The 24,938-nt window shown below is 52.7% G+C and carries 27 protein-coding genes; 19 read left to right on the top strand and 8 right to left on the bottom strand.

Annotation, left to right across the window (positions count from 1 at the left end; all coding sequences use genetic code 11):
• The first annotated feature begins 292 nt into the window (after positions 1-292).
• Positions 293-1,006: a Crp/Fnr family transcriptional regulator gene (locus tag ACH518_RS15985; protein WP_445370813.1), complete on the top strand. Its 714-nt coding sequence runs from the start codon at positions 293-295 to the stop codon at positions 1,004-1,006.
• Positions 1,007-1,060: 54 nt separating this feature from the next.
• Here ACH518_RS15985 and ACH518_RS15990 read toward each other — a convergent pair whose 3' ends face one another.
• Positions 1,061-1,429: a DUF4870 family protein gene (locus ACH518_RS15990; protein WP_140914313.1), complete on the bottom strand. Its 369-nt coding sequence runs from the start codon at positions 1,427-1,429 to the stop codon at positions 1,061-1,063.
• A gap of 471 nt (positions 1,430-1,900) precedes the next feature.
• Between ACH518_RS15990 and mgtA the strand changes: the two genes are divergently transcribed.
• The 7 genes from mgtA (at position 1,901) to ACH518_RS16025 (ending at position 7,401) form a co-directional block, all read left to right on the top strand.
• Positions 1,901-4,492 carry a magnesium-translocating P-type ATPase gene (gene mgtA / locus ACH518_RS15995; protein WP_445370814.1) on the top strand — a complete coding sequence of 864 codons (2,592 nt, stop codon included), beginning with the start codon at positions 1,901-1,903 and terminating at the stop codon, positions 4,490-4,492.
• A gap of 408 nt (positions 4,493-4,900) precedes the next feature.
• Entirely contained in the window at positions 4,901-5,461 is a 561-nt protein-coding gene (locus ACH518_RS16000) for a PRC-barrel domain-containing protein (protein ID WP_140914311.1), read from the top strand.
• A gap of 54 nt (positions 5,462-5,515) precedes the next feature.
• Entirely contained in the window at positions 5,516-5,734 is a 219-nt protein-coding gene (locus tag ACH518_RS16005) for a BON domain-containing protein (protein WP_445373007.1), read from the top strand.
• 17 nt (positions 5,735-5,751) lie between these two features.
• Positions 5,752-6,273, top strand: a complete 522-nt coding sequence (locus ACH518_RS16010) for a hypothetical protein (protein ID WP_445370815.1) — start codon at positions 5,752-5,754, stop codon at positions 6,271-6,273.
• 37 nt (positions 6,274-6,310) lie between these two features.
• The gene (locus ACH518_RS16015) at positions 6,311-6,751 is read left to right on the top strand and encodes a DUF2383 domain-containing protein (RefSeq protein WP_140914308.1); all 441 of its coding nucleotides are present in this window, start codon (positions 6,311-6,313) and stop codon (positions 6,749-6,751) included.
• 147 nt (positions 6,752-6,898) lie between these two features.
• Positions 6,899-7,081, top strand: coding sequence for a CsbD family protein (locus tag ACH518_RS16020; RefSeq protein WP_140914307.1), 183 nt, complete (start codon positions 6,899-6,901; stop codon positions 7,079-7,081).
• A 41-nt stretch (positions 7,082-7,122) separates the two neighbouring features.
• Positions 7,123-7,401 (top strand): CsbD family protein, encoded by a 279-nt coding sequence (locus ACH518_RS16025; RefSeq protein WP_445370816.1) that lies wholly within the window; start codon positions 7,123-7,125, stop codon positions 7,399-7,401.
• A 335-nt stretch (positions 7,402-7,736) separates the two neighbouring features.
• Here ACH518_RS16025 and ACH518_RS16030 read toward each other — a convergent pair whose 3' ends face one another.
• Complete coding sequence (locus tag ACH518_RS16030; RefSeq protein ID WP_445370817.1) at positions 7,737-8,351, bottom strand: hypothetical protein; 615 nt, start codon at positions 8,349-8,351, stop codon at positions 7,737-7,739.
• Here ACH518_RS16030 and ACH518_RS16035 point away from each other — a divergent pair.
• From ACH518_RS16035 to ACH518_RS16070, 8 genes are all read left to right on the top strand, one after another.
• Positions 8,341-9,171, top strand: a complete 831-nt coding sequence (locus ACH518_RS16035; RefSeq protein WP_445370818.1) for an alpha/beta fold hydrolase — start codon at positions 8,341-8,343, stop codon at positions 9,169-9,171. The two genes, ACH518_RS16030 and ACH518_RS16035, sit on opposite strands and share 11 nt — an antisense overlap.
• Before the next feature lie 277 nt (positions 9,172-9,448).
• Positions 9,449-9,988, top strand: a complete 540-nt coding sequence (locus ACH518_RS16040) for a hypothetical protein (protein WP_445370819.1) — start codon at positions 9,449-9,451, stop codon at positions 9,986-9,988.
• 46 nt (positions 9,989-10,034) lie between these two features.
• The gene (locus tag ACH518_RS16045) at positions 10,035-10,478 is read left to right on the top strand and encodes a DUF2383 domain-containing protein (RefSeq protein ID WP_445370820.1); all 444 of its coding nucleotides are present in this window, start codon (positions 10,035-10,037) and stop codon (positions 10,476-10,478) included.
• A 98-nt stretch (positions 10,479-10,576) separates the two neighbouring features.
• On the top strand, positions 10,577-11,110 hold the full coding sequence (locus ACH518_RS16050) for a peroxiredoxin (RefSeq protein ID WP_445370821.1): 534 nt from the start codon (positions 10,577-10,579) through the stop codon (positions 11,108-11,110).
• An 18-nt stretch (positions 11,111-11,128) separates the two neighbouring features.
• Positions 11,129-12,481, top strand: a complete 1,353-nt coding sequence (gene gorA, locus ACH518_RS16055; protein WP_445370822.1) for a glutathione-disulfide reductase — start codon at positions 11,129-11,131, stop codon at positions 12,479-12,481.
• A 674-nt stretch (positions 12,482-13,155) separates the two neighbouring features.
• Positions 13,156-13,350, top strand: a complete 195-nt coding sequence (locus ACH518_RS16060; RefSeq protein ID WP_445370823.1) for a hypothetical protein — start codon at positions 13,156-13,158, stop codon at positions 13,348-13,350.
• Positions 13,351-13,512: 162 nt separating this feature from the next.
• Positions 13,513-14,316: a Crp/Fnr family transcriptional regulator gene (locus tag ACH518_RS16065; protein ID WP_445370824.1), complete on the top strand. Its 804-nt coding sequence runs from the start codon at positions 13,513-13,515 to the stop codon at positions 14,314-14,316.
• Between the two features lie 149 nt (positions 14,317-14,465).
• Positions 14,466-14,909 carry a DUF2383 domain-containing protein gene (locus ACH518_RS16070; RefSeq protein WP_445370825.1) on the top strand — a complete coding sequence of 148 codons (444 nt, stop codon included), beginning with the start codon at positions 14,466-14,468 and terminating at the stop codon, positions 14,907-14,909.
• A gap of 97 nt (positions 14,910-15,006) precedes the next feature.
• On the opposite strand, the gene ACH518_RS16075 is transcribed toward ACH518_RS16070, so the two are convergent.
• Both ACH518_RS16075 and ACH518_RS16080 read right to left on the bottom strand, forming a co-directional pair.
• A complete protein-coding gene (locus tag ACH518_RS16075; protein ID WP_445370826.1) occupies positions 15,007-16,122 on the bottom strand; it encodes a DUF1207 domain-containing protein in 1,116 nt (371 codons plus the stop codon).
• Entirely contained in the window at positions 16,119-16,727 is a 609-nt protein-coding gene (locus ACH518_RS16080; protein WP_445370827.1) for a BON domain-containing protein, read from the bottom strand. Before ACH518_RS16080 ends, ACH518_RS16075 begins: the two co-directional genes overlap by 4 nt.
• Positions 16,728-17,050: 323 nt before the next feature.
• Between ACH518_RS16080 and ACH518_RS16085 the strand changes: the two genes are divergently transcribed.
• The 3 genes from ACH518_RS16085 (at position 17,051) to ACH518_RS16095 (ending at position 18,377) form a co-directional block, all read left to right on the top strand.
• Complete coding sequence (locus tag ACH518_RS16085; protein ID WP_260839325.1) at positions 17,051-17,173, top strand: hypothetical protein; 123 nt, start codon at positions 17,051-17,053, stop codon at positions 17,171-17,173.
• 65 nt (positions 17,174-17,238) lie between these two features.
• Positions 17,239-17,742: a hypothetical protein gene (locus tag ACH518_RS16090; RefSeq protein ID WP_445370828.1), complete on the top strand. Its 504-nt coding sequence runs from the start codon at positions 17,239-17,241 to the stop codon at positions 17,740-17,742.
• A gap of 65 nt (positions 17,743-17,807) precedes the next feature.
• A complete protein-coding gene (locus ACH518_RS16095; RefSeq protein WP_140912695.1) occupies positions 17,808-18,377 on the top strand; it encodes a hypothetical protein in 570 nt (189 codons plus the stop codon).
• Between the two features lie 86 nt (positions 18,378-18,463).
• On the opposite strand, the gene ACH518_RS16100 is transcribed toward ACH518_RS16095, so the two are convergent.
• From ACH518_RS16100 to ACH518_RS16115, 4 genes are all read right to left on the bottom strand, one after another.
• Positions 18,464-19,324 (bottom strand): transglutaminase family protein, encoded by an 861-nt coding sequence (locus tag ACH518_RS16100; RefSeq protein ID WP_445373008.1) that lies wholly within the window; start codon positions 19,322-19,324, stop codon positions 18,464-18,466.
• A 160-nt stretch (positions 19,325-19,484) separates the two neighbouring features.
• Positions 19,485-19,688 (bottom strand): DUF1207 domain-containing protein, encoded by a 204-nt coding sequence (locus ACH518_RS16105; RefSeq protein WP_445373009.1) that lies wholly within the window; start codon positions 19,686-19,688, stop codon positions 19,485-19,487.
• Between the two features lie 368 nt (positions 19,689-20,056).
• Entirely contained in the window at positions 20,057-22,255 is a 2,199-nt protein-coding gene (locus ACH518_RS16110) for an EAL domain-containing protein (protein WP_445370829.1), read from the bottom strand.
• A complete protein-coding gene (locus ACH518_RS16115) occupies positions 22,230-24,866 on the bottom strand; it encodes a chemotaxis protein CheB (protein WP_445370830.1) in 2,637 nt (878 codons plus the stop codon). Before ACH518_RS16115 ends, ACH518_RS16110 begins: the two co-directional genes overlap by 26 nt.
• Positions 24,867-24,938: the final 72 nt, after the last annotated feature.

Raw genomic sequence — 24,938 nt, forward strand, 5'->3', positions numbered from 1 at the left:
CCGGTTGCCCGATGATTCCACCGGAGCTGAAGCGAGGTTACGGCAATAACCGGCTCCGGTCTGTACGCTAAAACACATAGCCCATTCCACACCCGGCGCGGGCTAAGCCTGCGGCAGGCGAAGCACGGCCAACGTGCGCTAACATACAGACAGCGCAAGTCCGGCGCTATAGTCTCGCTGCCAGGCCGGTGGACGCAGCGTTGCCGGCACCCCAGCGCGGGAGTGGCGATTAACCTCCCTCCGGATGCTATTCCCCCGCAGGATTTCCTTAAAACTACGCCGGAGAACGCCCGTGCCGTCCATACCAGCCGCGCCTGTGGCCAATCGTCTGCTAGCCGCGTTGCCCGATAACGATCGCCAACATTTGCTGGAACACTGCGAACCGGTCGAACTGGCCTTTTGCCAAGTCTTATACCTGACCGGCGCCCGGATACCGCATGTGTATTTCCCGACCAGCAGTTTTATTTCGCTGGTCACGCCAACCGATGGCGATACCGGTTTGGAAGTCGGTTTGATCGGCAACGAAGGCATGCTGGGTATCACGCTGATATTGGGCGTCGATATCGCGCCGTTTCAAGCACTGGTGCAAGGAGCCGGCTCGGCACTGCGTATAGGAACACCGCTATTTATGCGGGAATTGGCGCGGAGCGGAGCGTTACAGACAGGATTGAAACGCTATTTGTACGTTTCGATGAGTCAACTCGCGCAAACGGCGGCCTGCAATCGTTACCATCAGGTAGAACCCAGATTGGCGCGTTGGCTGTTGATGACGCATGACCGCGCGCACGCCGATACCTTTCACGTCACCCATATTTTTCTGGCTTATATTTTAGGGGTGCGGAGGGTCGGGATTACCAAGGCCGCGCTCTCGTTGCAGGAGCAAAAGTTGATCCGCTATCGGCGCGGCGATATTACGATTCTGGATCGCCGCGGCCTGGAAGCCGCGGCTTGCGGCTGTTATAAAACAGAGCGAGAAACCTACGAACGAATCTTGGGTTGCAAATGAAGCCCAGCCTTCGCCGTTTTTTGACGGCGTCGGCCAAGCGGCTGCGTAGAAGGCCTAACTCAGATCCTGCAAGGACTTATCGGCGGACAAATTCGTCCAACCGATGACGATTCGATAGATCAGCAGCAGCAAGGTCGGAATCAACACAATCAAGCTGAGTTGCGTGTCCATCATCAACAACAAACCGGACAAAGCAAAACCCGCCAACGTCACCCAGACGGTTTTGATCTGCCAATTAAAATGCGACTCCAGCCAGGTACCTTTGACGTTGCTGCGATAGAAAAAATTAATCGCTACCCCGATTAGCAAAGGTAATCCCGCAAAGGCAAAGGTCAATACCTGGCATAAGTAAACCGTTGCCGTCAGCTTTTTCAGTGCGGCGAAATCTTCGGTGGGTTTTTCGTTTGTAATTGTCGTGTTCATGATTACTTACCTCCTGGTAAAAAATAAATTCGGGCTTTAGGGGCTCGATCGCCCTGCGGAGCGTCGCTGAGCTTGACCAAACTCAGCTTCGGACTCTAATCTCGAAAAATCACGGCGTCTGTACGCTAACGAACGATAAGCCTGACCTCAACAACTAAAAACAATGGTCTCTCAAATACGCCACATCGCATCAGTACGCCGGCGCACGGACTTAGTGGCCCATTCTGGTTAGACTGTGCGGCGTCAGGCGCAGCCTGTAAATGGCACTCTGTCAATTGCCGCGGCATCCCTAATTTGTAGGAATCGGTTGGCCTCCGTCGGCGTGATAAAGCTGACCAAGTAAGAGCGATGGTGGATGCCGGGCAACTGTAATCATTTTCCCGAACAGTTGCGACGATGTAGCAAGGCCTGATGTCACATCAAGTCCATCACTGATTCCTAGCAATTGCCACCGTTACAATCGACCAAGCGATGAAAATAACCAACGATAAAAATAAGGCTGACAGCGCATGTTGGTGGCTGCAATCGGCCTCGCAACTCAGGACCGCACGCGCTAACGATAGGGACGGATTATCCAGCAGCGAAGCGAAAGCCAAGTTGGCCGAATTCGGTCCCAACCTGTTTCGTGATCGCCAACAACAATCCTTGCTGCTGCAATTTCTGGCTCGCTTCAAAAACCCGCTGGTGATCCTGTTATTGGTCGCCAGCGCTATATCCGCATTCATCGGCGAGATCACCAACTTTGTGATTATCAGCGTGATGGTGCTGCTCAGCGTGACCTTGGATTTTGTCCAGGAACACCGGGCTGGCAAGGCTGCGGAAAGCCTGCGCCATTCGGTTTCAGTTAAAGCTCGAGTGATGCGTGACGGCAAGCCCATCGATGTGCCTGTAGCCGACGTGGTGCCCGGCGACGTTGCCCTGCTCTCGGCGGGCGATATGGTACCGGCGGACGGCTTGTTAATGGAAGCCTGCGATCTGTTCGTCAAGCAGGCGCTATTGACCGGGGAAGCCTACCCTATCGAAAAACATCCCGGCGAATTGCCGGCAGACGCCACCGAGTTGCAGGACGCCAGCAATGCGGTATTCATGGGCACCACCGTCATCAGCGGCAGCGCCACGATGCGGGTGATCAAAACCGGCACCGGCACCGCGATCGGCGCGATTGCGGACAGCCTGACCCGGCAATCGCCGCCGACGTCCTTTGAGGTCGGTACGCATCGATTCGGTTTACTCATCATGCGGCTGACCGTGTTGCTGGTCATGTTCGTGTTGTTGGTCAATGCCTATCTGGGCAAGCCCTGGCTGGAATCGTTTCTGTTTGCCGTGGCGCTGGCGGTGGGATTGACGCCGGAACTGCTGCCGATGGTGGTATCGGTGACGCTATCGCGCGGTGCAATGCACATGGCCGAAAAGCGGGTGATCGTCAAACGCCTGGCAGCCATCCAAAATCTAGGTTCGATGGACGTGTTGTGTACCGACAAAACCGGCACCTTGACCGAGGCCAAGATCAAACTGGAACAACATATCGATCCGCAAGGCCAGCCCAGCGAGCGGGTGCTGGAGCTGGCTTATCTGAACAGTTTCTTTGAGACCGGCCTGAAAAGCCCACTGGATGAAGCGATTCTGGCGCACGAAAATATCGACGTCAGCGCCTGGCAAAAGATCGACGAAGTGCCGTTCGATTTCGAGCGGCGGCGGGTATCGGTGCTTCTGGATAAAGGCAACGGCCGCTTGCTGGTGGTGAAAGGCGCCTCCGAAGAAATCATCACCCTCTGCACCCGCTACGAACAGCAAGGCAGCGACGCGCAACTGCCGCTCGATTCTGTCAGCCGAGCGCGAATTCACGAACAGCACAATGCGCTGGAAAGAGAAGGTTTCCGGGTGTTGGGCATCGCCTGGCGCGAAGTGCCCATGGATCATCCGCATGCGGTGGTCGGCGATGAAAGCGAGCTGGTGTTTGCCGGTTTTGCCGGCTTCCTCGATCCGCCCAAACAAAGCGCCGGCGCGGCTTTGGCTGCTCTGAAAGATAGCGGCGTGACGGTGAAGATCGTCACCGGCGACAGCGATTTGGTGACTCAGCATGTCTGCGCGCAATTGAATATACCGGTGACAGATGTGCTGACCGGCAAGGATATAGAGGCAATGGATGACCATGCTTTGCGCATCCGCGTCGAAAAGGCCAATCTGTTCTGCCGGGTCAATCCGGCGCAGAAAAATCGGGTCATCCTGGCCTTAAAGGCGCACGGCCACGTGGTCGGTTATCTGGGCGACGGCATCAACGACGCGCCGTCGCTGCATTCGGCGGATGTGGGGTTGTCGGTGGACTCGGCGGTGGACGTGGCCAAGGAAGCCGCCGATATGATTTTGCTGGATCAGGATTTACACGTGCTACACGACGGCGTGCTGGAAGGCCGGCGTACCTTCGGCAATATTCTGAAGTACATCATGATGGGCACCAGTTCCAACTTCGGCAATATGTTCAGTATGGCCGGCGCGGCTTTGTTCCTACCCTTCTTGCCGATGCTGCCGACGCAGATTCTGCTCAACAACATTCTGTATGACATCTCCGAAGTGCCGATTCCATTGGATCAGGTCGATCCGGAGGAGCTGCGCAAACCGCGCACATTGGATATAAACTTCATCCGCAACTTCATGCTGGTGATCGGCCCGATCAGTTCCGCGTTCGATTTTTTGACCTTTTACATCCTGTTAACGGTATTGAAAGCCGACGAAGCCCTATTCCAAACCGGCTGGTTCGTGGAGTCGCTGTGTACCCAAGTCCTGGTGATTTTCATCATCCGCACCCGCGGCAATCCGTTCAAAAGCCGGGCACATCCTGTGCTAATCGCCACCTCGCTGTCGATTACGTTGATCGGCGCCGTCCTACCCTTTACGCCGCTGGCGCACTATTTCGGCTTTGTGTCGCCGCCGGCCTGGTTTTATCTCATCTTAGCGGTAATGGCGGCGGCGTATCTGATGGGGGTACAACTGGTCAAAACGGTCTTTTACAACTGGCATCAAGCATACGGGAAGCGAAATCGATCCGGCCATCGCTTGATCTGATACACGAAACTAGGCTGGTGTTGCGGCAGTAGCGCGATCGTTGGCGGCGACTAGCATACCCGGCAATCGAATCAGGCTGTTTCGTGTCCGATTCCGCACTTGGCGTTCTGGTCGATGACAGGCGCGGCTTTTTCGTCGGTATTGCCGACAATTTGCTCAACCGATTCCGTTCGAATTTCCTTGGAGCAATGCGTATTCGTATCGCATCCATCGATTTGGTCCAGGCAACCGAGTCCCTAAAAACTTCGCTAATGTCATTAAACAAGGTTAGCAAAGCGCTTGACCCAAAAGTCAATATGTTCGTCAGCGTACCGACCGTGTCGGTTGGAGCAGATAGAGTAGCCACAAGTTTGCGGAGTGTCCGGTCAAACTACAAACCTACCGATCCTTTAACCAATGGTGAACAGTATGAAAACGTTAATCCCTTATGTGGCGGCGTCTTTGCTAAGCGCAACACTCTTAAGTCCGGCCTACGCGGCAGACGCAGTACAAAAACAAAAAGAACTGGTCGAAAAACAAAAGGAACTCGGCAAAAAACAGGATGAAGTCGACGAGAAACAGGCCGAAGTCAACCAGGCAAATAAGGAAGAATCTATTGAACGCGCCGAGGAAGCTAACAGATCAATGCAACAGGTAAGCCGCGCCAGCAAAATTACCGGTGCCAAGGTTAAAAACACTACCGATGAAAATCTCGGCGACATCAAAGACTTGGTGATCGATCCGGCAACGGGTCAAGTCGTATATGCGGTGGTTTCCTTCGGCGGAGTAATGGGCATGGGGGACAAGCTGTTTGCCATCCCCTGGAGAGCGCTACATTGGACGAGTCCCAAAGATTACTACGTCCTTGACCTGGACAAAGACACCTTAAAGAAAGCGCCGGGCTTTGACAAAAAACACTGGCCGGAAAACTCAGCCAAGTGGGAAGACCAACGCGAGGCGGTCAGTCAGTTCTATCGCGTGGCCCCCTGAGCAAACATCTCAAAGGCGGGGCTTGTTTGTAATGTTTGACGACGCACCGACGCAATCCAGCAAGTCCCATATAGTCAAGCCCGCAACACTGTTCTAAAAGACAAATCCTTATCCATGGATGCGCATAACGCCAAAATCATTACCCACAATGGCGTTGTGACTTTGCGCGGCCCCGTCGCAACGACCGACGAAAGCATAAAACGACAAAAAATCTGCCGGGAAACGGCCGGTGTCGTGCAGGTAGACAATCAACTTGAAACTAAAGCGCCTTAACAGCGTGGGAGTATGTAATGACTAAATCCGTATTTTGTATCGCTCAAACTATCGAGCAAACCGAGAGCATTGTGAACCAGTTGAAGGCCGCCGGCTTTGCCAGCAACGATATTTCCGTGTTGCTGCCCGATAAAAATACCACGAAGGATTTTGCCCATGAAAAACACACCAAAGCCCCGGAAGGCGCGGCGCTTGGCGGAACGGTAGGCATGGGCACCGGCGCCGTATTAGGCTGGTTGGCCGGTATCGGCAGTCTGGCTATCCCTGGTTTGGGGCCGTTTATCGCTGCCGGACCGATTATGGCTAGCTTGAGCGGCGCCGCATTGGGCGCGGCGGCCGGTGGATTGACAGGCGCATTGATCGGTGTCGGCATTCCGGAATACGAAGCCGTGCGCTACGAAGGCAAAATCAAGGGTGGCGGCATTTTGATCTCGGTGCACGCCAGCAGCAGCGAGGCGATTGACCAGATCAAGGAAATTTTCGGTCACGCGCATGCCGAGGATATCTCTTACACCGATGAAGCCTCGGTACCGGCTTAACTTATACGTCACTCACCAAAGCAATCGAAAACTTGCCATGCACAATATCGAAGCGATCGACAAATTGCTCATAACCGAATTAGGCGCCGCAGCAACTTATCGGCAGATGTTCGAAGCTTTTCGGAAAGACGGCAATTTCACGGAGATGGCCCCTTTAATCGCCATTTACCGGGGCCATAAAAACGCCATCTCCGATTTGCAAGCCCAAATTCGCGAACTGGGCGGCAAGCCTGCCGATCACTCAGGCGTCTGGCAGGCGTGGGTAAAACGAGTTCAAGGCGCCAATAGGTTAACGACGCAAGCGGCTCTCGACATTTTGCAGCAAGGCGAAAAACACGCTGCAGAATGTTATTTGCAGGTACTCAGAAACGCCGAACTGCCCCTGTCGATTCGCTGCTTAATTGAATGGAAGTTACTGCTTATTCAAATATCGCATACCCGCATTTTAGACCGGCTGGTGCCGGCCGACATCGGCTAAAACGCTTGCCGTAATCACCGATTGGACATCGGCCGAGCAATGTGTGTTGACGCACCGACTGCGGCCAATATCGCGAGTATGGTTTGCTCCGAGCATCGAAAAGCTCATTAACCTGCACCGCAAATATAAACACCACCGGGAGTCATCATGAACAAAGATCAAGTCACAGGCCGCGTCGAACAGACCAAAGGCAAAGTCAAAGAAGTCACCGGCAAGCTATTGGACAACGAAGAAATGGAACTTGAAGGCAGCATCCAGAAAAATGCCGGCAAAATCCAGTCCGGCTTTGGCGATATTAAAAACGATATCAAAAAAGCCACGGAAGACTGACCGCGCCGGAAAACCGTATCCAACTGCTCAAAGGCGACATCATGAAATCGATTCAGAACAAACGTCCCATTTTATCGGCCGGCATATTGAGCGTGGTTTGCTCGTTTGGCACCTTCGCCGCGGACCATGAACACAACAGCCCGATGAACCAAGATCAGGTAAAAGGCAGGGTCGAAGAAACCAAAGGCAAGGTCAAGGAAGTGACCGGCAAAATACTCGACGACAAAGGTATGGAAGTGGAAGGTAATATCCAAAAAAATCTCGGCAAAGCACAAAAGGGCTATGGCGATATCAAGCAGGATATTAAGGAAGGTAAATAAGGAAAAGCAGCTAGTTTGCCGACCGATCGCCTCGCCCCCCTTGGCGTGTCCGTTCGCTGGCTAGCTGCCCCCCGCAACTGTTCGCAGCATTTTGCGTTACTAAGGCGGCGTGGATACCAGTAGTTACTAACCGGGTCCTTGAATATCGTCGCTCCCGCGAAGGCGGGAGTCCAGTTTCTAAAATCGATTCCCGCTTTTGCGGGAATGACGGAACCTGGGTATTTAGGGGGCCGGATTAATCAGATTCGTTGCCTATCGACACAAACATCCGGCTGCTAACCGCAACAGCCGGCGCATTTGCCATAGATATTCGGTACTTGGGCAAATTGCCCTATTCAACGGAGAACGCCATGCATCAAATAACCCAATCGGAACATGCAACGCAAGCGTGTATTGCCGCATGCAGCCTTTGCCACCAGATTTGTCTGCACACTGCGATGAACCAATGCCTGGAAACGGGCGGGAAACATGTCAAAGCCAAACATTTGCGACTGATGCTGAACTGCGCCGAGATCTGCCAGACTTTGGCAAATTTCCAGCTGACCGGATCGCATTTTTTGCATCGCCTGCACGAAGTTTGCGCAGAGATTTGCGAAGCCTGTGCGCTGGAATGCGATGAGATCGGCGATATGAAGGATTGCGTTGTGGCTTGCCAACAATGCGCCGACAGTTGCCGGCAAATGCTCAGCATTCAACATTAACCGATCTTTAACGTCGATGCGCCCTGGATATCTATTCGCAGCCGCCGTTATTTCGGCAGCAGTGTCGGCCTGCGCGATAGCCATACAACCGAATCCGCAAGTACTCGCATCCGGGTCGGACAGCCACGCGGCCCAACGATCTTTATTCGGAAAAATCGATTGCCGCATCAGTATGAATCGGGTTTTCTGCTGAGCAACCAACCAGGTCGACTCGCGCACGAGCCAAGGAGAAAGCATCATGAACATCATTCTCACCGAAGACGGCACGAACATTTACTACAAAGACTGGGGACAGGGCCCGACCGTGGTATTTAGTCATGGCTGGCCGCTCACCGCCGATGCCTGGGAAAAGCAAATGGTCTATCTGGCCGCAAACGGCTACCGCTGCATTGCCTACGATAGACGTGGACATGGGCGTTCCAGCCAGCCGTCGATCGGCAACGACATGGACACCTATGCTGACGACTTGGCAGCGCTCATCGAAAACCTGGAGCTAAGCGACATCGCCTTGGTAGGCCACTCGACCGGCGGCGGCGAGATAACGAGATACATTGGCCGCCACGGTTGCCAGCGAGTTAAGCGGGTAGTGCTGATAGGTTCCGTTACGCCACTGATGCTTAAAACCGACGATACCCCGGTCGGGCTACCGATCTCGGTATTTGACGACATTCGCAGTGGCGTTTCCGCCGATCGTTCGCAGTTTTATAAAAACCTCGCCTCTCCGTTCTACGGCGCCAACCGCCCCGACGCGACGATTAGCGAAGGGGTACGCGAGGCGTTCTGGTTACAGGGCATGCAAGGGGGCCTGCTCAACCAGCTTGAATGCATCAAGGCTTTCTCGGAAACCGATTTTTCCGACGACCTGAAAAAATTCGAGATTCCGACCTTGGTTATCCACGGCGACGACGATCAAATCGTGCCGATAGCGGCTTCCGCGCTTGCCGCAACGACACTCATAAAGAACGCAATACTGAAAATTTACCCCGGCGGATCGCACGGCTTGACCGACACCCACAAAGACCAACTCAATAGCGATCTACTTGCGTTTCTAAAAACCTCCGCCGAGTAATGCACGGCAACGCGGCTAATCCGTTGGGTTCGCCACGAAAATACATTCACATATCACAAGCAAAAATATTCTTATACTTCGATATTTATTCATCGTGAATGTGTGGCGACGTACCGACACAAGCTCGACTTAACAGTATCCTGAAACTCCGGAATAAGGTATTGAACGACAAATTATTCGATACCTTATTTATAGAAAACAATAAATCGCTAATAGCTGCAGGTCTTTTGCCAAACACCCGCCATTATTAATGAAATCGCAGTAAATATTCATCCAGATGGCAGCGTATCAAGCCGCCATTCAGATCGAAGAGACTATTATGTATAAGCCTGTTTTTTGTATCTGCCAAGACCTCGGCCAAACAATGACTATCGTAAATAATCTTAAATTAGCGGGGTTTGCAAACAATGAAATATCTTTGCTATTTTCGGACACCTTGAACCCGTCGATCTTCCGGCAAAATGCCATTGAAAGCGGCAATAGTGCTGCGAAAGATAGCGGCAACCAGGAATGGTTCAACAGAGCCGAAAGTCTGGAGATTCAGGGCCTTGGCCGCTTCATTGCCGGCGGCCCGGTTAGAGTCGAATTATGCCGCACGCCTGAAAAAGGCTGCGCGGAAGACTTAACTACCGCCCTGATTGGCGTCGGTATACCGGCGCATCACGCCGGACACTACCAAGAAAAAATCAAGGCCGGATACATTTTGGTCGCGGTCAATACCGCAAGGGTTGCGACGCGGGATGCCGCGAACGCTATTTTCCGACAAGCCAATGCCGAGGACATTTCTTCATCCGAAGAAGTATCGGCCTTTATTTGATAGGCCTTTGCCATAGCTCCCCACACCTCCACACATAGGATTTTTTATGCACAGCATTGATACGATAGACAATTTACTCATCGACGAACTGGCCGCTGCTGAGACTTACTGCCAGGTCTTAAAGCAATTGCGGGAAAACGCCTCGCTAGGCGAAACCGAATCGCTATTGCCGATTTACCAAGACCATAAAACCGCCGTATCCAGCCTACGTATGCAAATCCGCGAGTTAGGCGGTACGCCGGTGAAAGGTTCCGGAGTTTGGGGTTCTTGGGCAAAATTGATCCAAGGCGGCGCCCATGCTCTCGGTAAGCAAGCCACGCTAAAAGTACTGCGGGAAGGCGAAAAGCGCGGTCTGGCAGATTATGAACAGGCGCTGCAGGACCAGGAGCTCGGCACTCAAATTCGCAACTTGATCGAACATAAGCTTGTGCCTGCCCAACACGCCCATATCGCCACGCTGGAGAAAATGATGAGTTCGATGGCCGCTTAGCGTTACTCGAATACAGCGTGACACCCCGTCGTTTAATCCGACAACAACGGCATTGCCAAGATCGATGCCGTTGCGACTGAATCAAGGAGTTCGTCAACATGCTTACCACTGTTCCCGATGTCATCTTCAAAACCCGCGTTCGCGACGAAAGTATTGGCGGCGAGAATCCGTTTCGCTGGCAAGATGTCAGCAGCGACGAAATTTTCAAAGGCAAATCCATCGTGATTTTTGCGCTACCCGGCGCATACACGCCCACTTGCTCGAACAAGCATCTGCCGGGCTTTGATGCCAAATACCAGGAACTGGTCTCCCATGGCATCAATGAAGTCTATTGCCTGAGCGTCAACGATGCTTTTGTGATGTACCAATGGGGCCAACATCTAAACATCGCCAACGTGAAAATGCTACCGGACGGCAACGGCGAATTTACCGCAGCGATGGGCATGCTGGTGAAAAAATACAATGTCGGTTTCGGTAACCGTTCCTGGCGGTATTCCATGCTGGTCGAAGACAAAAATATTGTGAAAATATTCAGCGAACCCGGCCAAAGCGACGATTGCCCGGACGATCCGTTTACGGTGAGCGATGTGGATACGCTGTTGGCCTATTTGCCGCAACGAAAATTTGTCTAAACCTGCCAAGGACTGTCCGTGACTGACTATGACTACGATCTATTCGTTGTGGGTGCCGGCTCCGGCGGCGTAAGGGCCGCGAATCTGGCCGCCAATCAAGGCGCGCGGGTTGCCGTCGCCGAGGTCCGCCATTTTGGCGGCACCTGCGTCAACTTGGGCTGCGTACCGAAAAAACTATTAGTCTACGCTGCGCAATTTAAAGACGACTTTGCCGCCGCGGCCGGTTTTGGCTGGACTCTGGACAATGCCTCCTTCGATTGGCCCAGCTTGATCGCCAACAAAAATCGGGAAGTCGAGCGCTTACAAGCCGTCTACCAACACCACTTGCAACAATCCCGAGTGACCATCTTCAACGGCAAAGTGCAATTGCTCGATGCCCACACAGTCGCGGTCGCCGGCGCGCAATGCACGGCCAAACGCATTTTGCTGGCCACCGGCGGTTGGCCGTTTGTGCCCGATATTGCCGGTAAAGAATACATCGTAACCTCCAACGACATGTTCTCACTGGACAAGTTACCGGAACGCATCGTGATTGTCGGCGGCGGCTATATTGCGGTCGAATTTGCCAGCATCCTGAATAGCCTGGGTGTGGATACCACCATTTGCCATCGCGAACCAAAACTGCTGGCAGGATTTGACGAGGATATTCGCGATTTTCTAGCGACAGCCTTGCGCAAACAAGGCATCAAAATCCTGTTTGATTGCGATGTGCAATCGATCGCAGCAGCTGGCGACGCCTATAACGTTCGCTTGCTGAACGGCAATACCATGGTTACCGATCTGGTGATGTATGCCACCGGCAGAACGCCCAATTCGCGGGGATTCGGCTTGGAACAACTTGGCGTGGCACTGGACGATAACGGCGCGATCATCGTCGATAGTCACTACCAAACCAATCTGCCGTCAATCTATGCACTGGGGGATGTCACCGACCGGGTCAACCTGACGCCGGTAGCGATAGCCGAAGGCGAAGCGCTGGTGAATAGTTTATATGCCATGCAACAGCGACCGGTGGATTACGCCAACATCCCCACGGCGGTGTTTTGCCAACCCAATATCGCCAGCGTCGGTTTAACCGAAGCTAAAGCGCGGCAACAATATACCGACATCGATATTTATAAAACCGAATTCAAGCCGCTCAAAAACACACTGTCGGGCAAGGATGAAAACACGTTGATGAAAATGGTCGTGGACCATGCCACCGGCAAGGTTATCGGTCTGCACATGGTGGGTGCCGATGCTCCGGAAATTATCCAGGGCATGGCTGTTGCCATGCGTGCCGGAGCGACTAAAGCCTTGTTCGATTCGACTATCGGCATCCACCCGACCGCCGCGGAAGAGTTTGTTACTCTGCAGCAAGTCGGGACCTAAAAAGGACCGCCCAAGCTTTACCGGGCAAAAACCAAACCAACCTGCGTAACGCGGCCGATCCGGGACCAATGTCGTTAAGTTAAGGATGGCAGGAGCGGGCCATGATCGCGATCAAGCGCCTTCAGTCTGGTATTCCGAGATACTTTACGCGTAAATTTAATAGTTTTCATATTAGCTCAAGGTTTAATGGTTTTATTAATCGTTTTTAAATTCCTTATTAATTCTTTTCATGCCGCATCATCAACAACAGGTATTGGCATGAAAATAATTTTATAAGGCTGGCATGATTATAACCGCCAACGATTGCTCTATTCAGTTCGGCGCACCACATAGCCATTCCTATTTCGATTTAATATCAAGATCCCAATAGCCACGGACAAAAAATATTATTTAAAAATCTTAACCATTTTATTAGGAAATATTCCGATCAGTTCACTCGAGTGCACTGGATGAAAGTCCGCACCACTCAGCTCGATTGGTGTTATCACGCATATACCTGTCAACGAAAAGTTAATAGATTACCGTTTCACCGCCAGCAGAGCTAAGCCATCGCTCTGTTCTTTTTGTACGCTAGCGTACGGATAGATTGGCCTTTTATTTGTAATGCTTTATCGAGCGCCGGAACTGGGTGTTTTAGGCTTTTGGTGCTCATTACAAATTGTTAGGGAGTCAGTGTGAATAAAGAAAAACCAGAATATCGGATTCGACGAATCGGCATCGACATCAACAGTGCCATCGGCCAGCCATCGGCCGATGACGACATGGAAGCGGAGCGGTGCACACACAAAAAGCGGGGGAAGCTGGATACTGACTCGGGTGATTTCAAGGAAAAAATCAAGAAAGGCCGCCATAGACGCCAAGACTATTAGCGGCGTTGAGCCCAGCGCGCTAAGCGCAAGGTTTATGAACGGGAATTTTCCCATTCCTTGGCAAGCCGGAGATACCGCCTGCCACAGCATCCGGCCAAGCGTTAACAGCGAATTTCGGCCTGATGACACTTCTAATTTAATCAAACAAGATGGAGACTGCTCATGACTCAATCGGATTCAGCAAGACAGAATTTGTTGCTGGCCGCAATTCCGGAAGACACATGCGCGCGCCTTTTATCCGAACTGGAATTGGTGCAGCTGAATTGCGGCGAAGTCATTCACGAGCCTGGACGAGAATTGCGTTATGCCTATTTTCCAACGACTTGCATCGTGTCCAATGTTTATGTCGATCAAGACGGCACATCCAGCGAACTGGCCATTGTCGGCAACGAGGGCTTCATCGGCCTTGGCCTGTTCACGGGCGGGCGCACCATGCCGCATCAAGCCGTGGTCAGCCGCACCGGGTATGGTTATAGGCTACGGCGACAGTTGTTTATCGAAGAATTCGGGGCGGCACAAGGTATCGGCAACGACCAATCGTTATTTCGTTGGGTACTGCGCTACATCCAGGCATTGATGACCCAAATAGCCCAAACCGCAGCCTGTAATCGCCACCATTCCATTTACCAACAGCTAACCCGCTGGTTGCTTTTAAATCTCGACCGGCAGTCTTCCAACGAGATGCGGGTAACCCACGATCACATTGCCAATATGCTCGGCGTACGTCGGGAAAGCGTTACCGACGCTGCCGGAAAACTGCAACAAAAAGGCCTGATTACATACAGCAGAGGCCATCTCGCCGTCTTGGACCGCTCCGGCCTGGAAGCGCAAGTCTGCGAGTGCTACAGCGTGATAAAGACCGAATTCGATCGGCTCATACCCTGTTTAGCGGCGGCAGCCGCAACCGCTATCGATTTGGCGCCAAGCGCTTCGAACCATCGGAGTATGCGGATAAACCGCCTCTGAAACATCTCTAGCTATGCGATCTATTCCGGTAAACGCTGTGCGGCACCGTACCGACTTTCGAGCGGCCGTATCATTAAATGTTTGCCGGCACAGTCGACCGATCGGCTCTTTGATAATCACCCCGAAACCCATCATCCGGGAGTTTTAATATGTCTCACCTTCAATCAATCGGCAGTTTGCTACAAAATGAATTATCCGCGGTAGAAACCTATCAACAGGCCTTGAAAAAGTACCGGAAACAGACTGCACAGGGCGAACTGGTGTTTTTAATGTCGTGTTACCAGGAACATAAGGCCGCGGTTTCAAGTTTGCAGAGTAAAATTCAACAACTGGGCGGCATATCCGTTCGAGATTCCGGAACCTGGGGAGCCTGGGCGAAAATAGTGATGGCCGGCGCTATTTTGTTGGGCAAACCAGCCGCGCTAAAGGCATTGCGCGAGGGCGAATTGACCGGCTTGGAAGAATATGAAAAAGCATTGCTGGATCATGGATTGCCAGCGGACATTCGTTGTTTGATCGAAACCAAGCTATTACCCGCCCAGCACAGGCATATGCGGGCTTTGGACAGCCTATTGAATGCAGTAATGGCCTAGATTATGGCCGTTTCAGATATATCGGCCGGCAAACGCTCGTATTCCGCTAAACGAAGCCCACCGCTATCGGTGCGCTTCGTATGCTGATACAAACTCGCTAAAAATGGTAATGCGCCCCCAGACCGACGTATTCCACCTTGTCCTTGTAAAACTGGCCGCTGGGCGTGTATCCATTGAAATATTCGATCATGAGCTGTAATTTTCGGCCCAATACTTTCGAATTGTCGAATTCAACGCCGGCCCGGGCCGAGATATCGGTACTCCAGTTATTCTCCTCGTAATTCTTGATGTCCGCGGCAATGATCGGGCGCATGGCCGCAAAATCCAGCCGCCACGGGCTTCTAAATTCGATGCCGTATTGGGCCGACCATTTTTTTAATGCGGAAGGCTCCCTGTGAAATAGGCCGGCACCGCCGCCGTAAATCCTGACACCGTAAGGCAGTTCATACGATAGCTTCAAATCCACACCTTCATAACTGAGATTGACCCGTTCGAATTTGGTGTCGAGCTTGCGCAGTAAAAATTCGTCGCCCAGATGCGAGCTTTGGTGATACAGCCGGCCGAACGCGGAAAATTGGCCAGCCCGGACGCTGGAATACAGAGATGCAATAAAGTCGGTATTGACCAAGTCCGACGACGAAGCGCCCAGATTGAAGTCGCTAAACACGCCGGCTTGAATGCCGGTTTCCCACTGCGCCGTGGAATGGCCGAAGTTGGCCCGATAAAACGGTATGGTTTCGCCGAAACTCACCGACGCAATATCGCGGCCGTCGAAATTATGGCTTTGGTAGTTACGGTAGGCCGCGGAAAAATGCGCCCAGCGCGGATCGGCCAGCAAAGGCTTGAATAAATGGCCTGCCGGTAGCAATCCGGTCGGCATCACCAAACTATCCACGCTGGTTACCGCCTTGCCGTCACCCGCTACCCGCGCTTGCGGCTCGGAGATTTCGGCAATTTTGACGGCATTGACCCCCGGAATCTCCGACAATGTCTTACTGGCGGCGGTACGTTCCGAATCGGACAAATTGGCCGCCGGCAAGGTAATCACACCATCCTTTACTACCAATGCCGGCAGATCGAGCTTTAAATCGTGCTTCAACGCGGCAGCGGCATACCCGGCTATATAGGCATCATCCGCCGTACTAGCCTGCGCCAATGACGTAGCAACCAGTAACCCCCCCGCCAAGGTTTTCAGTCGAATAGAATTCATCATTGTTTACTCGGTACGCTGGCCTTAACCAACAGTTCGTTTTGTACCGATTTCACGTGTTCTTGGCTGTTTACCAGACCTATCGCTCTGCCGACCAGTTGTTCGGAATCGACGGTACCTCGCAGGGTAACTACGCCATTCACGGTGGTCACCTCGATCGGCGCCAATTTCAGAAAATCATCGCTTAACAGCTTTGTCTTGATTTTGGCGGAGATTATGGCGTCATCGAGATAGCCTCCGGTCGCGTTCGCGGTGTCGGTAACTGAATCCTTGGCGACTGCCATTTGTTTTTCGGTTTTGCCGATGGCTTGGTCAATTTGCGTTCCGGCTTCATCCAGAGCTGCCTTGGCATTTTGCGCGGATTTATCCAGATACTCGCCGGTTGTTTCCGCCTGCTGTGCAACCGAATCCTTAGCTGCACCGAGTTGCTGACCGGCTTTATCGGCCGTTTGTTCGATCGCTTGGCCGGTGGTGTCGACCGCCTTGTCGATTTTTTGCCCGGCCTTTTCCGTCTGGCCGTCCGGTTGGCAAGCCGTAATACCTAGTGCGACGAATAAGTAGCCAAGGATCGATAATTTTTTTTGCACGTGGCGCTTGATGATCTTCATGGGGAAAGGTCCTTTATTTTGGTCTGTTTGAAATGGCTGCAATCGGCATTGCAGAAAAAAATTGCAGAAATGCCGTTGGCGGTCTGCTGAAAACTCGTCCGGATTCTAAGGACAATGCCGGCCGCGGTCTGTACGCTATCGAACACAAGAACACGCCCCAGTGACCGCAACGGTAGGCCCCAACCCAATGAATTAATTCGGTTTGAAGGTTGTGGTCGGGCTTCCTTATGGTGAATACGAAGCGATAGCTACCAAGGCCAGTTTATGCACTAACTCGAGCGCGGATCGTCGCTCGAAACCATCACCCAGCAGGAGTCAAGGCCATGAAGTTTCTTGCCGTTCATCCCAGTCCGTTGATGTACCCCCAGGTATTTTTACGGCGGGAACCACTCGGTTTGGAGCGGGTTGCCGATACGCCCGCCGCGGCGGTTGCCGGCTACGTCTGATCGATTTGCCGGTGGAATCGCATCAAGACTTGAACCGGCTGCGGGATGACTGACAACCCGATATCGTGGCCTTTTCATTGATTGATCAGGCGAATGTGACGGAAGTGATCGATTTGACCAAGGCCGCAAAAGAACGCTTGCAGGCCAGCTTGGTGTTTATCGGCGGCCATAGCGCCTGGTTCACCGCCGAGGAATTGCTGGAACACGTTGCGATCAACATCATCGCCGATACCGACTGGGATCGGGCGCGATTCAAAGTCATCCGGGAATGGTGCAAGGACGTACCAGGCAGTTGGCGGACAAGCAAAGCCGGTTCACACCCGCGGCAATCCGTTCAAAAGCCGTGCGCATCCGCTCCTGATCGGCGGGGTCCTGCCTTTCACGCCGCTGGGCAGATTATTTCCGCTTCGTGTCGCCACCGATCCGATTTTATGTCATTCTGGCGACGACGGTGGCTATTTTTAATAGCGGTGGAACTGGCCAAACGGGGGTTCTATCGCTGGAATAAGCCTTTCAAAAAACCAAACCACCCTTGCCTTGGGTCGATTTCGCCTAAAAATCCCGCGTGAAAGGAAGCTCGCGTGCCGACTTGCTTAACCACGGAAACAATACTTCTTTACCACGAGGGAAAACCATGCAACTTGACCAACAAGAACTTCAGGTTAGTCCGTACAAGCGCCACTTCAGCATTGAAGAAACCGTATTTATCGTAATGATGATGCTATCGCTATTGGGCATCGTGATTACCGACTTTTCCCAGCACGATGGCTACGGCTACTGGATGTTCATGGTGTTGGTGTTTGGCGCGCTTTCGATCTTCGTTTCCTGGTTGCAAGCCAAAACCCTTGAAAACGACATCCGGGAAATCGTCAGAATTCAGGGCTTACACTGGCTGCAAACCTTACTGATCGTCGGCGCATCGTCCTTGTTAAATAAATCGGGCGATATATCGGAAATTAGCGCCAGTCTGGTGATTCTATTGATATTGTCATTGGCAACCATGCTGGACGGCATGCGGATAGGCTGGCAATTCAGTCTGCTGGGTTTCTACCTCGCCGCCTGTGCCGTGCTCGTAGCCTACGTCAATGCATTTATCTGGGCGTGCAGCGCGTTGGCTTTACTGGTGGTGGCAGGCACCCTGCTTTGGGGCTACTGGATACGCGCCGCCCGGATACTCGCTTCCAAGATCATCGCCAAACGTTAAAGCGCTATTGCATCAGCACCGTTTTCCGCTTGGGTTTTATGCGTTAACCGCGACTCGTCGAGTAAAGCAGGTGTCCAATATAGCCGCTATTCCTGTATTTCCGTGACCGAGACCGCCACTTCCATCTGCGGAAACTGCATGCGATTGGCGACAAACGAACCGGACACCGGCGGCACCGATTCCGGATGCCGACCGACGGCTACGGCAATGTGATCGTTCCCCACTACCCTACCCGTCGTCGAGTCAAAACCTTTCCATCCGGCCCCCGGTAAATAAACTTCTGACCAGGCATGGGTTGCACCCGCCATCGGCAGTAAACCGGGCGAATATTGGTAGCCGCTGACAAATCGCGCTGCCAGGCCCAAGTAGTGGCATGCCTCAATGAATAAGGTGGCAAAGTCGCGACACGAACCCGCTCTGCTCGTCAAGGTCAACAGCGGTGATTGAACCCCAGGTTGATCGCGGGGCAAATGACGAAAGCCTGAGGCTATGGCGCGGTTGATTCTGTCAAGCAAGACATAGGTTTCCAAAACCTGGCCCGGTCGCCAGATTGATCGCAACCATTCGCCCAGCTGCGGATCGGGGATAAAAATCGGGATCAGATAAGGACCAAGGTCGGTATATTCGGCGGGATCGTAAACAAAGGGATAAAACACGGCACGATCCGCTACCAGAAAATCCAGCGGCTGATCGTCGTAATGCTGAAGGACAACCCAACTGTCGATGGATAAGCAATTGCCGGGTTCGGTAAAATTGACCAGAGCGACGGCATTGTCGTAAACGTCGCGTTGCCATTGCAGACGGTGATTCGGTTGAATCATCAGCCGATTCGATTCGATGTGAATATCGTGGCCTTCGCGAGGCCGCAACAATAATTTGTGCGGCAAAAACGTCACGAATTCGCTGTACTGATAAGTCGTTACGTGCTTGATTTGCAACCGATGCATCACGCTCACTGACCGCAACCTCCCAATACCGACGATAACACCCGCTCGACCAGGGAACTTTACCAAAGCGCCCGGTTTCCACGCTAAAAAATGATATTGCACTCCCGAACCGACATATTCCACCGTGTCATGATAGAACCGACCAGTCGGGGGGTAACCGTTACGTATTCGACCAGAATCTGCAGTTTGCGTCCCCGTGCTTTGACTTATCGAAATCGACGCCGGCGCAGACCGATATGTCCCTACTGCGGCTGTTTTCATCGTAATGCTTGATGTCGGCGGCAATGACGGGACGCATCGGCGGGAAATCCAAACGCCAGGCACGTTTAAATTCGATACCGTATTGGGTCGACCAGTTTCTCAGCGCCGAAGGTTCTCGGTGAAATAAGCCACCACCTTATATCGTCGAGAATCGTGCTGAGTTTGGCGTAACTGCATGCGACAGAGAAAAGCCTATGGTTGGGCAACCCGGCTACTTAAAAACTCGTTTTGATTTTATGGACTAGACCAAGCACGGTCTGTACGCTGGCAAACATTCGGTTGCTGCGATACACGTGGATATAGACATATCCGTAGTGTCGTTAACCATCTTGCAAACCGAGCGCTAGCAAAGTGAGGACTTTCAACGATCGATTTTTTCAGTTCAGATGTTGGCCTACCGGCCAACGCCGGATTGACTTAGACCACTTATCTGTCAAGAGCTGGGTAGTTTAAAGCCCTCTATTGCAGGATTTAAAACAACTTCTCAAGTGCCTCGGCCGTCACTGCTTTCGAAAAGAAAAAACCTTGCCCATAATCGCAACCCGCTTTTAACAGCAAGCAGCGCTGCTCCTCGGTCTCCACACCTTCGGCGATCACCTTCATGCCCAGGATGTGCGCCATCATGATAATGGCTTCGCACAGAGCCATGTCGGTGGAACCGGCAGTCAGATTGGAAACAAAAGCCCGGTCGATTTTCAAAAAATCAATGTGGTATTTTTTCAGGTAAGACAAAGACGAATAGCCGGTTCCGAAATCATCCAGCGATGTTTGCATGCCGGCGTTTTTAAACGCCGCCAGTTTTTCGGCGACGATGGTAGAGCCATCCAACAATAGCCCCTCGGTAATTTCCACCGCAATGCAACTGCCGGGTAAACCCAAACGCTGCAAATGCTCGAACCAGTCGGATAATTTGTCGCTATTGCTGTGAAACTGGGCCGGCGATTTATTGATGCTGATCTGAAATTGGTCGTAATAGTTCATGCGCCAGTTCCAAACCTGTTCCGCTACTTGATGAAACACCCAGGTGCCGATCTCATTGATCAGACCGGTTTCTTCGGCGATAGGAATGAATTCGGTGGGCTCGATCGGACCGCGGCGAGGATGTTGCCAGCGCACCAGTGCTTCGGCTTTAAGGATTTTGCCGGTAGCCAGTTCCACGATCGGTTGATAAGCGACCCAGAGTTGCTTGTCGGCCAGTGCATGGCGTAAATCGTTGGTCAGGCGCAAACGGCTCTCCGCGCTGGCTTGCATTGCCGGAGTAAAAAAGCAAAAACGGCCGCGGCCCAGTTTTTTTGCGGCATACATGGCTTGATCGGCCTTTCTCAGCAACTCATCCAATGTCTCGGCATCGTCCGGATACAAGGCAATACCAATGCTGACCGATACATAGCAACGCTCGTCCTTTAACTGGAACGGTGCCATCATCGTTTGCAGCAATGCTTGCGCCACTCTCTCGATACTGTTTAAGTCTTTCAACTCGCCCATGATCAGCGTAAATTCGTCTCCGCCCGGCCGCGCCAACGTATCGGTCTCGCGGATGCAGCTTTTCAGGCGCAGGGAGGTTTCCTCCAACAGGCGATCGCCGAAATCGTGTCCCAAAGTGTCGTTAATGTCTTTGAAATGGTCCAGGTCCAGAAACATCAGTGCCATTTTTTGACGGGTACGATGCGATTTATTGATGGCCCGCTGCAAGCGGTCGAGAAACAGGCGCCGATTCGGCAATCCGGTCAGCGGGTCGATATTGGCTTGTTTGCTGATGATTTCTTCGGCGCGGCGCTGCTCGGTAATGTCGGAAGACATCGCGACCCGCCGGACCGGCAGGCCATTTTCGCCATATACCGTGCTGATCGATAAGCGTGCCAGAAATTCTTCGCCATTTTTCCGCCGGTTCCATATTTCTCCTTGCCACTGCCCAGTGGTATTCAGCGAGTGCCACATGGCCTGAAAGAATGCGGACTCATGCCGGCCGGACTTCAATAGCGAGGTCGATTGGCCGATGGCTTCTTCGGCGGAATAACCGGTCAATTTAGTAAAGGCCGGGTTGATAGCCACAATGCGGTTGTCGGTATCGGCCACCATAATCGCTTCTTCTATCGCCAGATAGACAGTTGCCGCCAATTGCAGCTCTTGTTCGGCTTGTTTACGTTCACTAATATCCACCATCGCTGCCAGACAACTCTTTCTATCCGCATCGGCAATCGCTTCGATCGATACCCAACTCGACTTGCCGCCGGAATCCAACACGATCTCGCAGCGCTCGGCACCGGGATTGCAAAATACGTTTTCCATAAAGCGGTTAAAAACCGGCCTATGCTCGCCGGCAACGATATTGGCAAAACGCCGCCCGACCAAGTTGGAACGGGCGGCGCCCAGTAAACGTTCGCCGTTGAAATTAGTCTGCTGAATACGACTGTCGCTTCCCAGGGTAAAGTAGGCTATCGGTGCAAAATCGAACAGTTCGGCATAGCGTTCTAAAGCATGTTCGGCGATGGCTCGAGCTTCGCGCAAGGCCTCGTTTTGCATCTCCAATTCGATCTGATGCACTTGTAATTCGTGCAATAAACGGTGTTGCGGTTCGCCAGTGACATCCGGACCGGTGTCGGCCAAACGCCGTTCCGCGGATTGGCGAAATTCCTGATTACTATCAGGCAAGTCTTTCCAGTTCTTCATGACGGCACCTTAATTCGGCTTCTAGCTTTTTTGTCTCGGAGATATCAATAAACGTAATCACCACGCCGTCTATCAAATTATCCTGTGTGCGGTAAGGCATGATCCGCACTTTAAACCAGCGTTCGTCGCCGGCTCTGACTTGTTTTTCGACGAAAATCAGCGTGCGCAGCACGCTCTGGGCATCCTGATGCAATTCGGGATAATCCAGCTCGGTGACAATGTCGGACAATGGCCGCCCAACATCGCTGGCAATCAGATTGAACAAATGGCTAATATGGCTGGTAAATCGGCGGATATTCAACGCGCTGTCCAGGAACACCGTGGCGATTTCCATGCTATTCAACAGATTGTCCATATCGTTGCTGGCCCGCGACAAGTCATCGACCTTGTCCTGCAGTTCGGCATTGACGGTTTGCAATTCCTCGTTCAGTGACTGCATTTCTTCTTTGGAGGTGGTCAATTCCTCGTTGGTGGACTGCAATTCTTCGTTGGTCGATTGCAACTCTTCGTTAGCCGACTTCAGTTCTTCCTGAGACGTCTGCATTTCTTCGCGCAAGTTGTGTAAATCTTCGTGGCTTTGTTGCAACTCGGCTTCCAGCAGTTTCTGCCTGGCATTTGGCGATTTGCGCGAGGCTATGGCGGCGGGTGGCGTGGCGAGATCTCGAAACACGACGACAGCCATGCCGGATAAGGCTGCGGGCTTGGTTATAGTCTGTACCGTAAGGTTAATGATCTGACGGCCGCCATTGGTGTCGATCACGAGCTCCGGCACATGCACCGGCTCGAGTTGGCCGCGGGCTTTTTTCAACGCGCCAATCAATTCATACCGCAAACCTTCGCGGGCCATGGCGTGGATATTCCAATTGGCCTTGCCGGCCGCCGGCTCCAGATATTTGCCGGTACGGCCGTTAATGTAAAGAATGTCGCCATCGGCATTGACCAGCACCGCTGCCGGGGCAAAATGTTGTAACAAAAGTTGATCGGCCAAGGTCTGAAGATCGGGTATGGACGGGGTCTGGTTGGATTCTTCGACCATCGCCGTTACCGGAAAATATTTGGTCGGAAAATCGACATCCAACGGAAATGGATTGCCGATGCGCCTATATAAGCGAGATTTGTTGTCGATTACGCTAAACAAGTGGCTGGCGTTGCCGATGGTTTCGGCGTTACCCAGCAACATAATGCCGTGATGGGTTAGCGCGTAGTGAAACAGCAGAATCAGCTTTTTCTGCAGTTCCTGGCTGAAGTAAATCAACAGGTTGCGGCAGCAGAGCAAATCCAGCTTGGTAAACGGCGGGTCCATGATCACATTGTGAGAGGCGAAAATCACCATCTCGCGAATTTCCTTATTGATTCGATATCCTTCGCCGTCGAGGGTAAAGAATCGGCTCAAGCGTTCCGCCGAGACGTCGCCGGCAATATTGGCCGGATAGAAGCCCTGCCGCGCCTTGTCGATGGCATCCTGATCCAGATCGGTAGCGAAAATTTGCAGTCTATAAGGCTGTTTGCATGGGCTTGCCGCGAATGCTTCCTTAAAGACGATGGCCAGCGAATAAGCTTCCTCACCGGTGGAACAAGCCGGCACCCAGGCCCGCAAGGGTTTGCCGGCCGGATATTCCGCCAGTAGCGTCGGAATCGCACCGGTCTTAAGCGCCTCCCAGACGGCCGGGTCGCGAAAAAAATGGGTAACGCCTATCAACAGTTCCTTGAACAACAAATCCTGTTCCTGGGGAGTCTGGCGCAGATAGCGTACATACTTGGCGATGGTATCGATCTGGTGCAAGCCCATCCGCCGTTCGATCCGGCGATAAATGGTATTTTTTTTATACAGCGAGAAATCGTTGCCGGTACGTTCGCGCAATAGGATGACGATTTGGTCCAGCGCGCTTTGATTTTTTAGATCCAAACTGCATTCCGGCGCGGCAGGCAAACCTCGCGGATTGTGTTTGAGATACGCCAGAATCTTGTCCCACAGTTGCGCGGGGGGAGCAACGATATCGGCCAAACCGGCATCGATGGCGCTCCGCGGCATCGAATCGAATTGGGCCGATTCCGGCGCCTGCACTACCGCCAGTCCGGCGTTTTCCTTGATGGCGCGCAACCCCAATGTGCCGTCGGAGCCCATGCCCGACAGAATCACGCCAATCGCCCGTTCCCGCTGGTCGTCGGCCAAAGCCCGGAAAAATGAGTCGATCGGTAAACGCAAGCCTCGCGGAGCCTGCGGTTCCAGTAGATGCAGCCTCCCATGCAAAACGGATAAATCTTTGTTGGGCGGAATGACATACACCCAGTCGGCCTTGACTTTCATCCGATTGCGGGTCTGAATTACGGTTAACGGCGTAACCCGCTGCAATAATTGCGGCAGCATGCCCTGATGGTCCGGATCGAGATGTTGAATTACGACAAAGGCCACACCGCAGGCCGGTAAGACGCGGCCAAAAAACTGTTCGAGGGCCTCCAATCCGCCTGCCGATGTCCCTATCGCAATGATCGGCGGCACATTATCGGCATCGGTGCGCGTTTTGCCGCTACGAATTTCGGGTACGGGGTTCGAGGGGGCGACAACCGCCAGAGAACTGGAGCCAACATTGGCCTCGTTAGATTTAACCATTTTTCAGCGCGCTTAGATTGACTGGAAAGCAAAGAATCACATCTTTACATTTTGCCCTGCCTCAACGTCCAT

The organism is Methylomonas sp. HW2-6, from assembly GCF_052474525.1.

Excerpts from the sequence above, each read along its gene's own strand:
- mgtA (WP_445370814.1), top strand. The coding sequence starts at position 1,901 with ATGAAAATAACCAACGATAAAAATAAGGCTGACAGCGCATGTTGGTGG.
- ACH518_RS16020 (WP_140914307.1), top strand. The coding sequence starts at position 6,899 with ATGAACAAAGATCAAGTCACAGGCCGCGTCGAACAGACCAAAGGCAAA.
- ACH518_RS16030 (WP_445370817.1), bottom strand. The coding sequence starts at position 8,351 with ATGATGTTCATGATGCTTTCTCCTTGGCTCGTGCGCGAGTCGACCTGG.
- ACH518_RS16100 (WP_445373008.1), bottom strand. The coding sequence starts at position 19,324 with ATGCATCGGTTGCAAATCAAGCACGTAACGACTTATCAGTACAGCGAA.
- ACH518_RS16110 (WP_445370829.1), bottom strand. The coding sequence starts at position 22,255 with ATGAAGAACTGGAAAGACTTGCCTGATAGTAATCAGGAATTTCGCCAA.
- ACH518_RS16000 (WP_140914311.1), top strand. The coding sequence starts at position 4,901 with ATGAAAACGTTAATCCCTTATGTGGCGGCGTCTTTGCTAAGCGCAACA.
- ACH518_RS16070 (WP_445370825.1), top strand. The coding sequence starts at position 14,466 with ATGTCTCACCTTCAATCAATCGGCAGTTTGCTACAAAATGAATTATCC.
- ACH518_RS16025 (WP_445370816.1), top strand. The coding sequence starts at position 7,123 with ATGAAATCGATTCAGAACAAACGTCCCATTTTATCGGCCGGCATATTG.
- ACH518_RS16035 (WP_445370818.1), top strand. The coding sequence starts at position 8,341 with ATGAACATCATTCTCACCGAAGACGGCACGAACATTTACTACAAAGAC.
- ACH518_RS16085 (WP_260839325.1), top strand. The coding sequence starts at position 17,051 with ATGAAGTTTCTTGCCGTTCATCCCAGTCCGTTGATGTACCCCCAGGTA.
- ACH518_RS16115 (WP_445370830.1), bottom strand. The coding sequence starts at position 24,866 with ATGGTTAAATCTAACGAGGCCAATGTTGGCTCCAGTTCTCTGGCGGTT.
- ACH518_RS16040 (WP_445370819.1), top strand. The coding sequence starts at position 9,449 with ATGGCAGCGTATCAAGCCGCCATTCAGATCGAAGAGACTATTATGTAT.
- ACH518_RS16045 (WP_445370820.1), top strand. The coding sequence starts at position 10,035 with ATGCACAGCATTGATACGATAGACAATTTACTCATCGACGAACTGGCC.
- ACH518_RS16080 (WP_445370827.1), bottom strand. The coding sequence starts at position 16,727 with ATGAAGATCATCAAGCGCCACGTGCAAAAAAAATTATCGATCCTTGGC.
- ACH518_RS15990 (WP_140914313.1), bottom strand. The coding sequence starts at position 1,429 with ATGAACACGACAATTACAAACGAAAAACCCACCGAAGATTTCGCCGCA.
- ACH518_RS16050 (WP_445370821.1), top strand. The coding sequence starts at position 10,577 with ATGCTTACCACTGTTCCCGATGTCATCTTCAAAACCCGCGTTCGCGAC.
- ACH518_RS16015 (WP_140914308.1), top strand. The coding sequence starts at position 6,311 with ATGCACAATATCGAAGCGATCGACAAATTGCTCATAACCGAATTAGGC.
- ACH518_RS16010 (WP_445370815.1), top strand. The coding sequence starts at position 5,752 with ATGACTAAATCCGTATTTTGTATCGCTCAAACTATCGAGCAAACCGAG.
- ACH518_RS16095 (WP_140912695.1), top strand. The coding sequence starts at position 17,808 with ATGCAACTTGACCAACAAGAACTTCAGGTTAGTCCGTACAAGCGCCAC.
- ACH518_RS16075 (WP_445370826.1), bottom strand. The coding sequence starts at position 16,122 with ATGATGAATTCTATTCGACTGAAAACCTTGGCGGGGGGGTTACTGGTT.
- ACH518_RS16065 (WP_445370824.1), top strand. The coding sequence starts at position 13,513 with ATGACTCAATCGGATTCAGCAAGACAGAATTTGTTGCTGGCCGCAATT.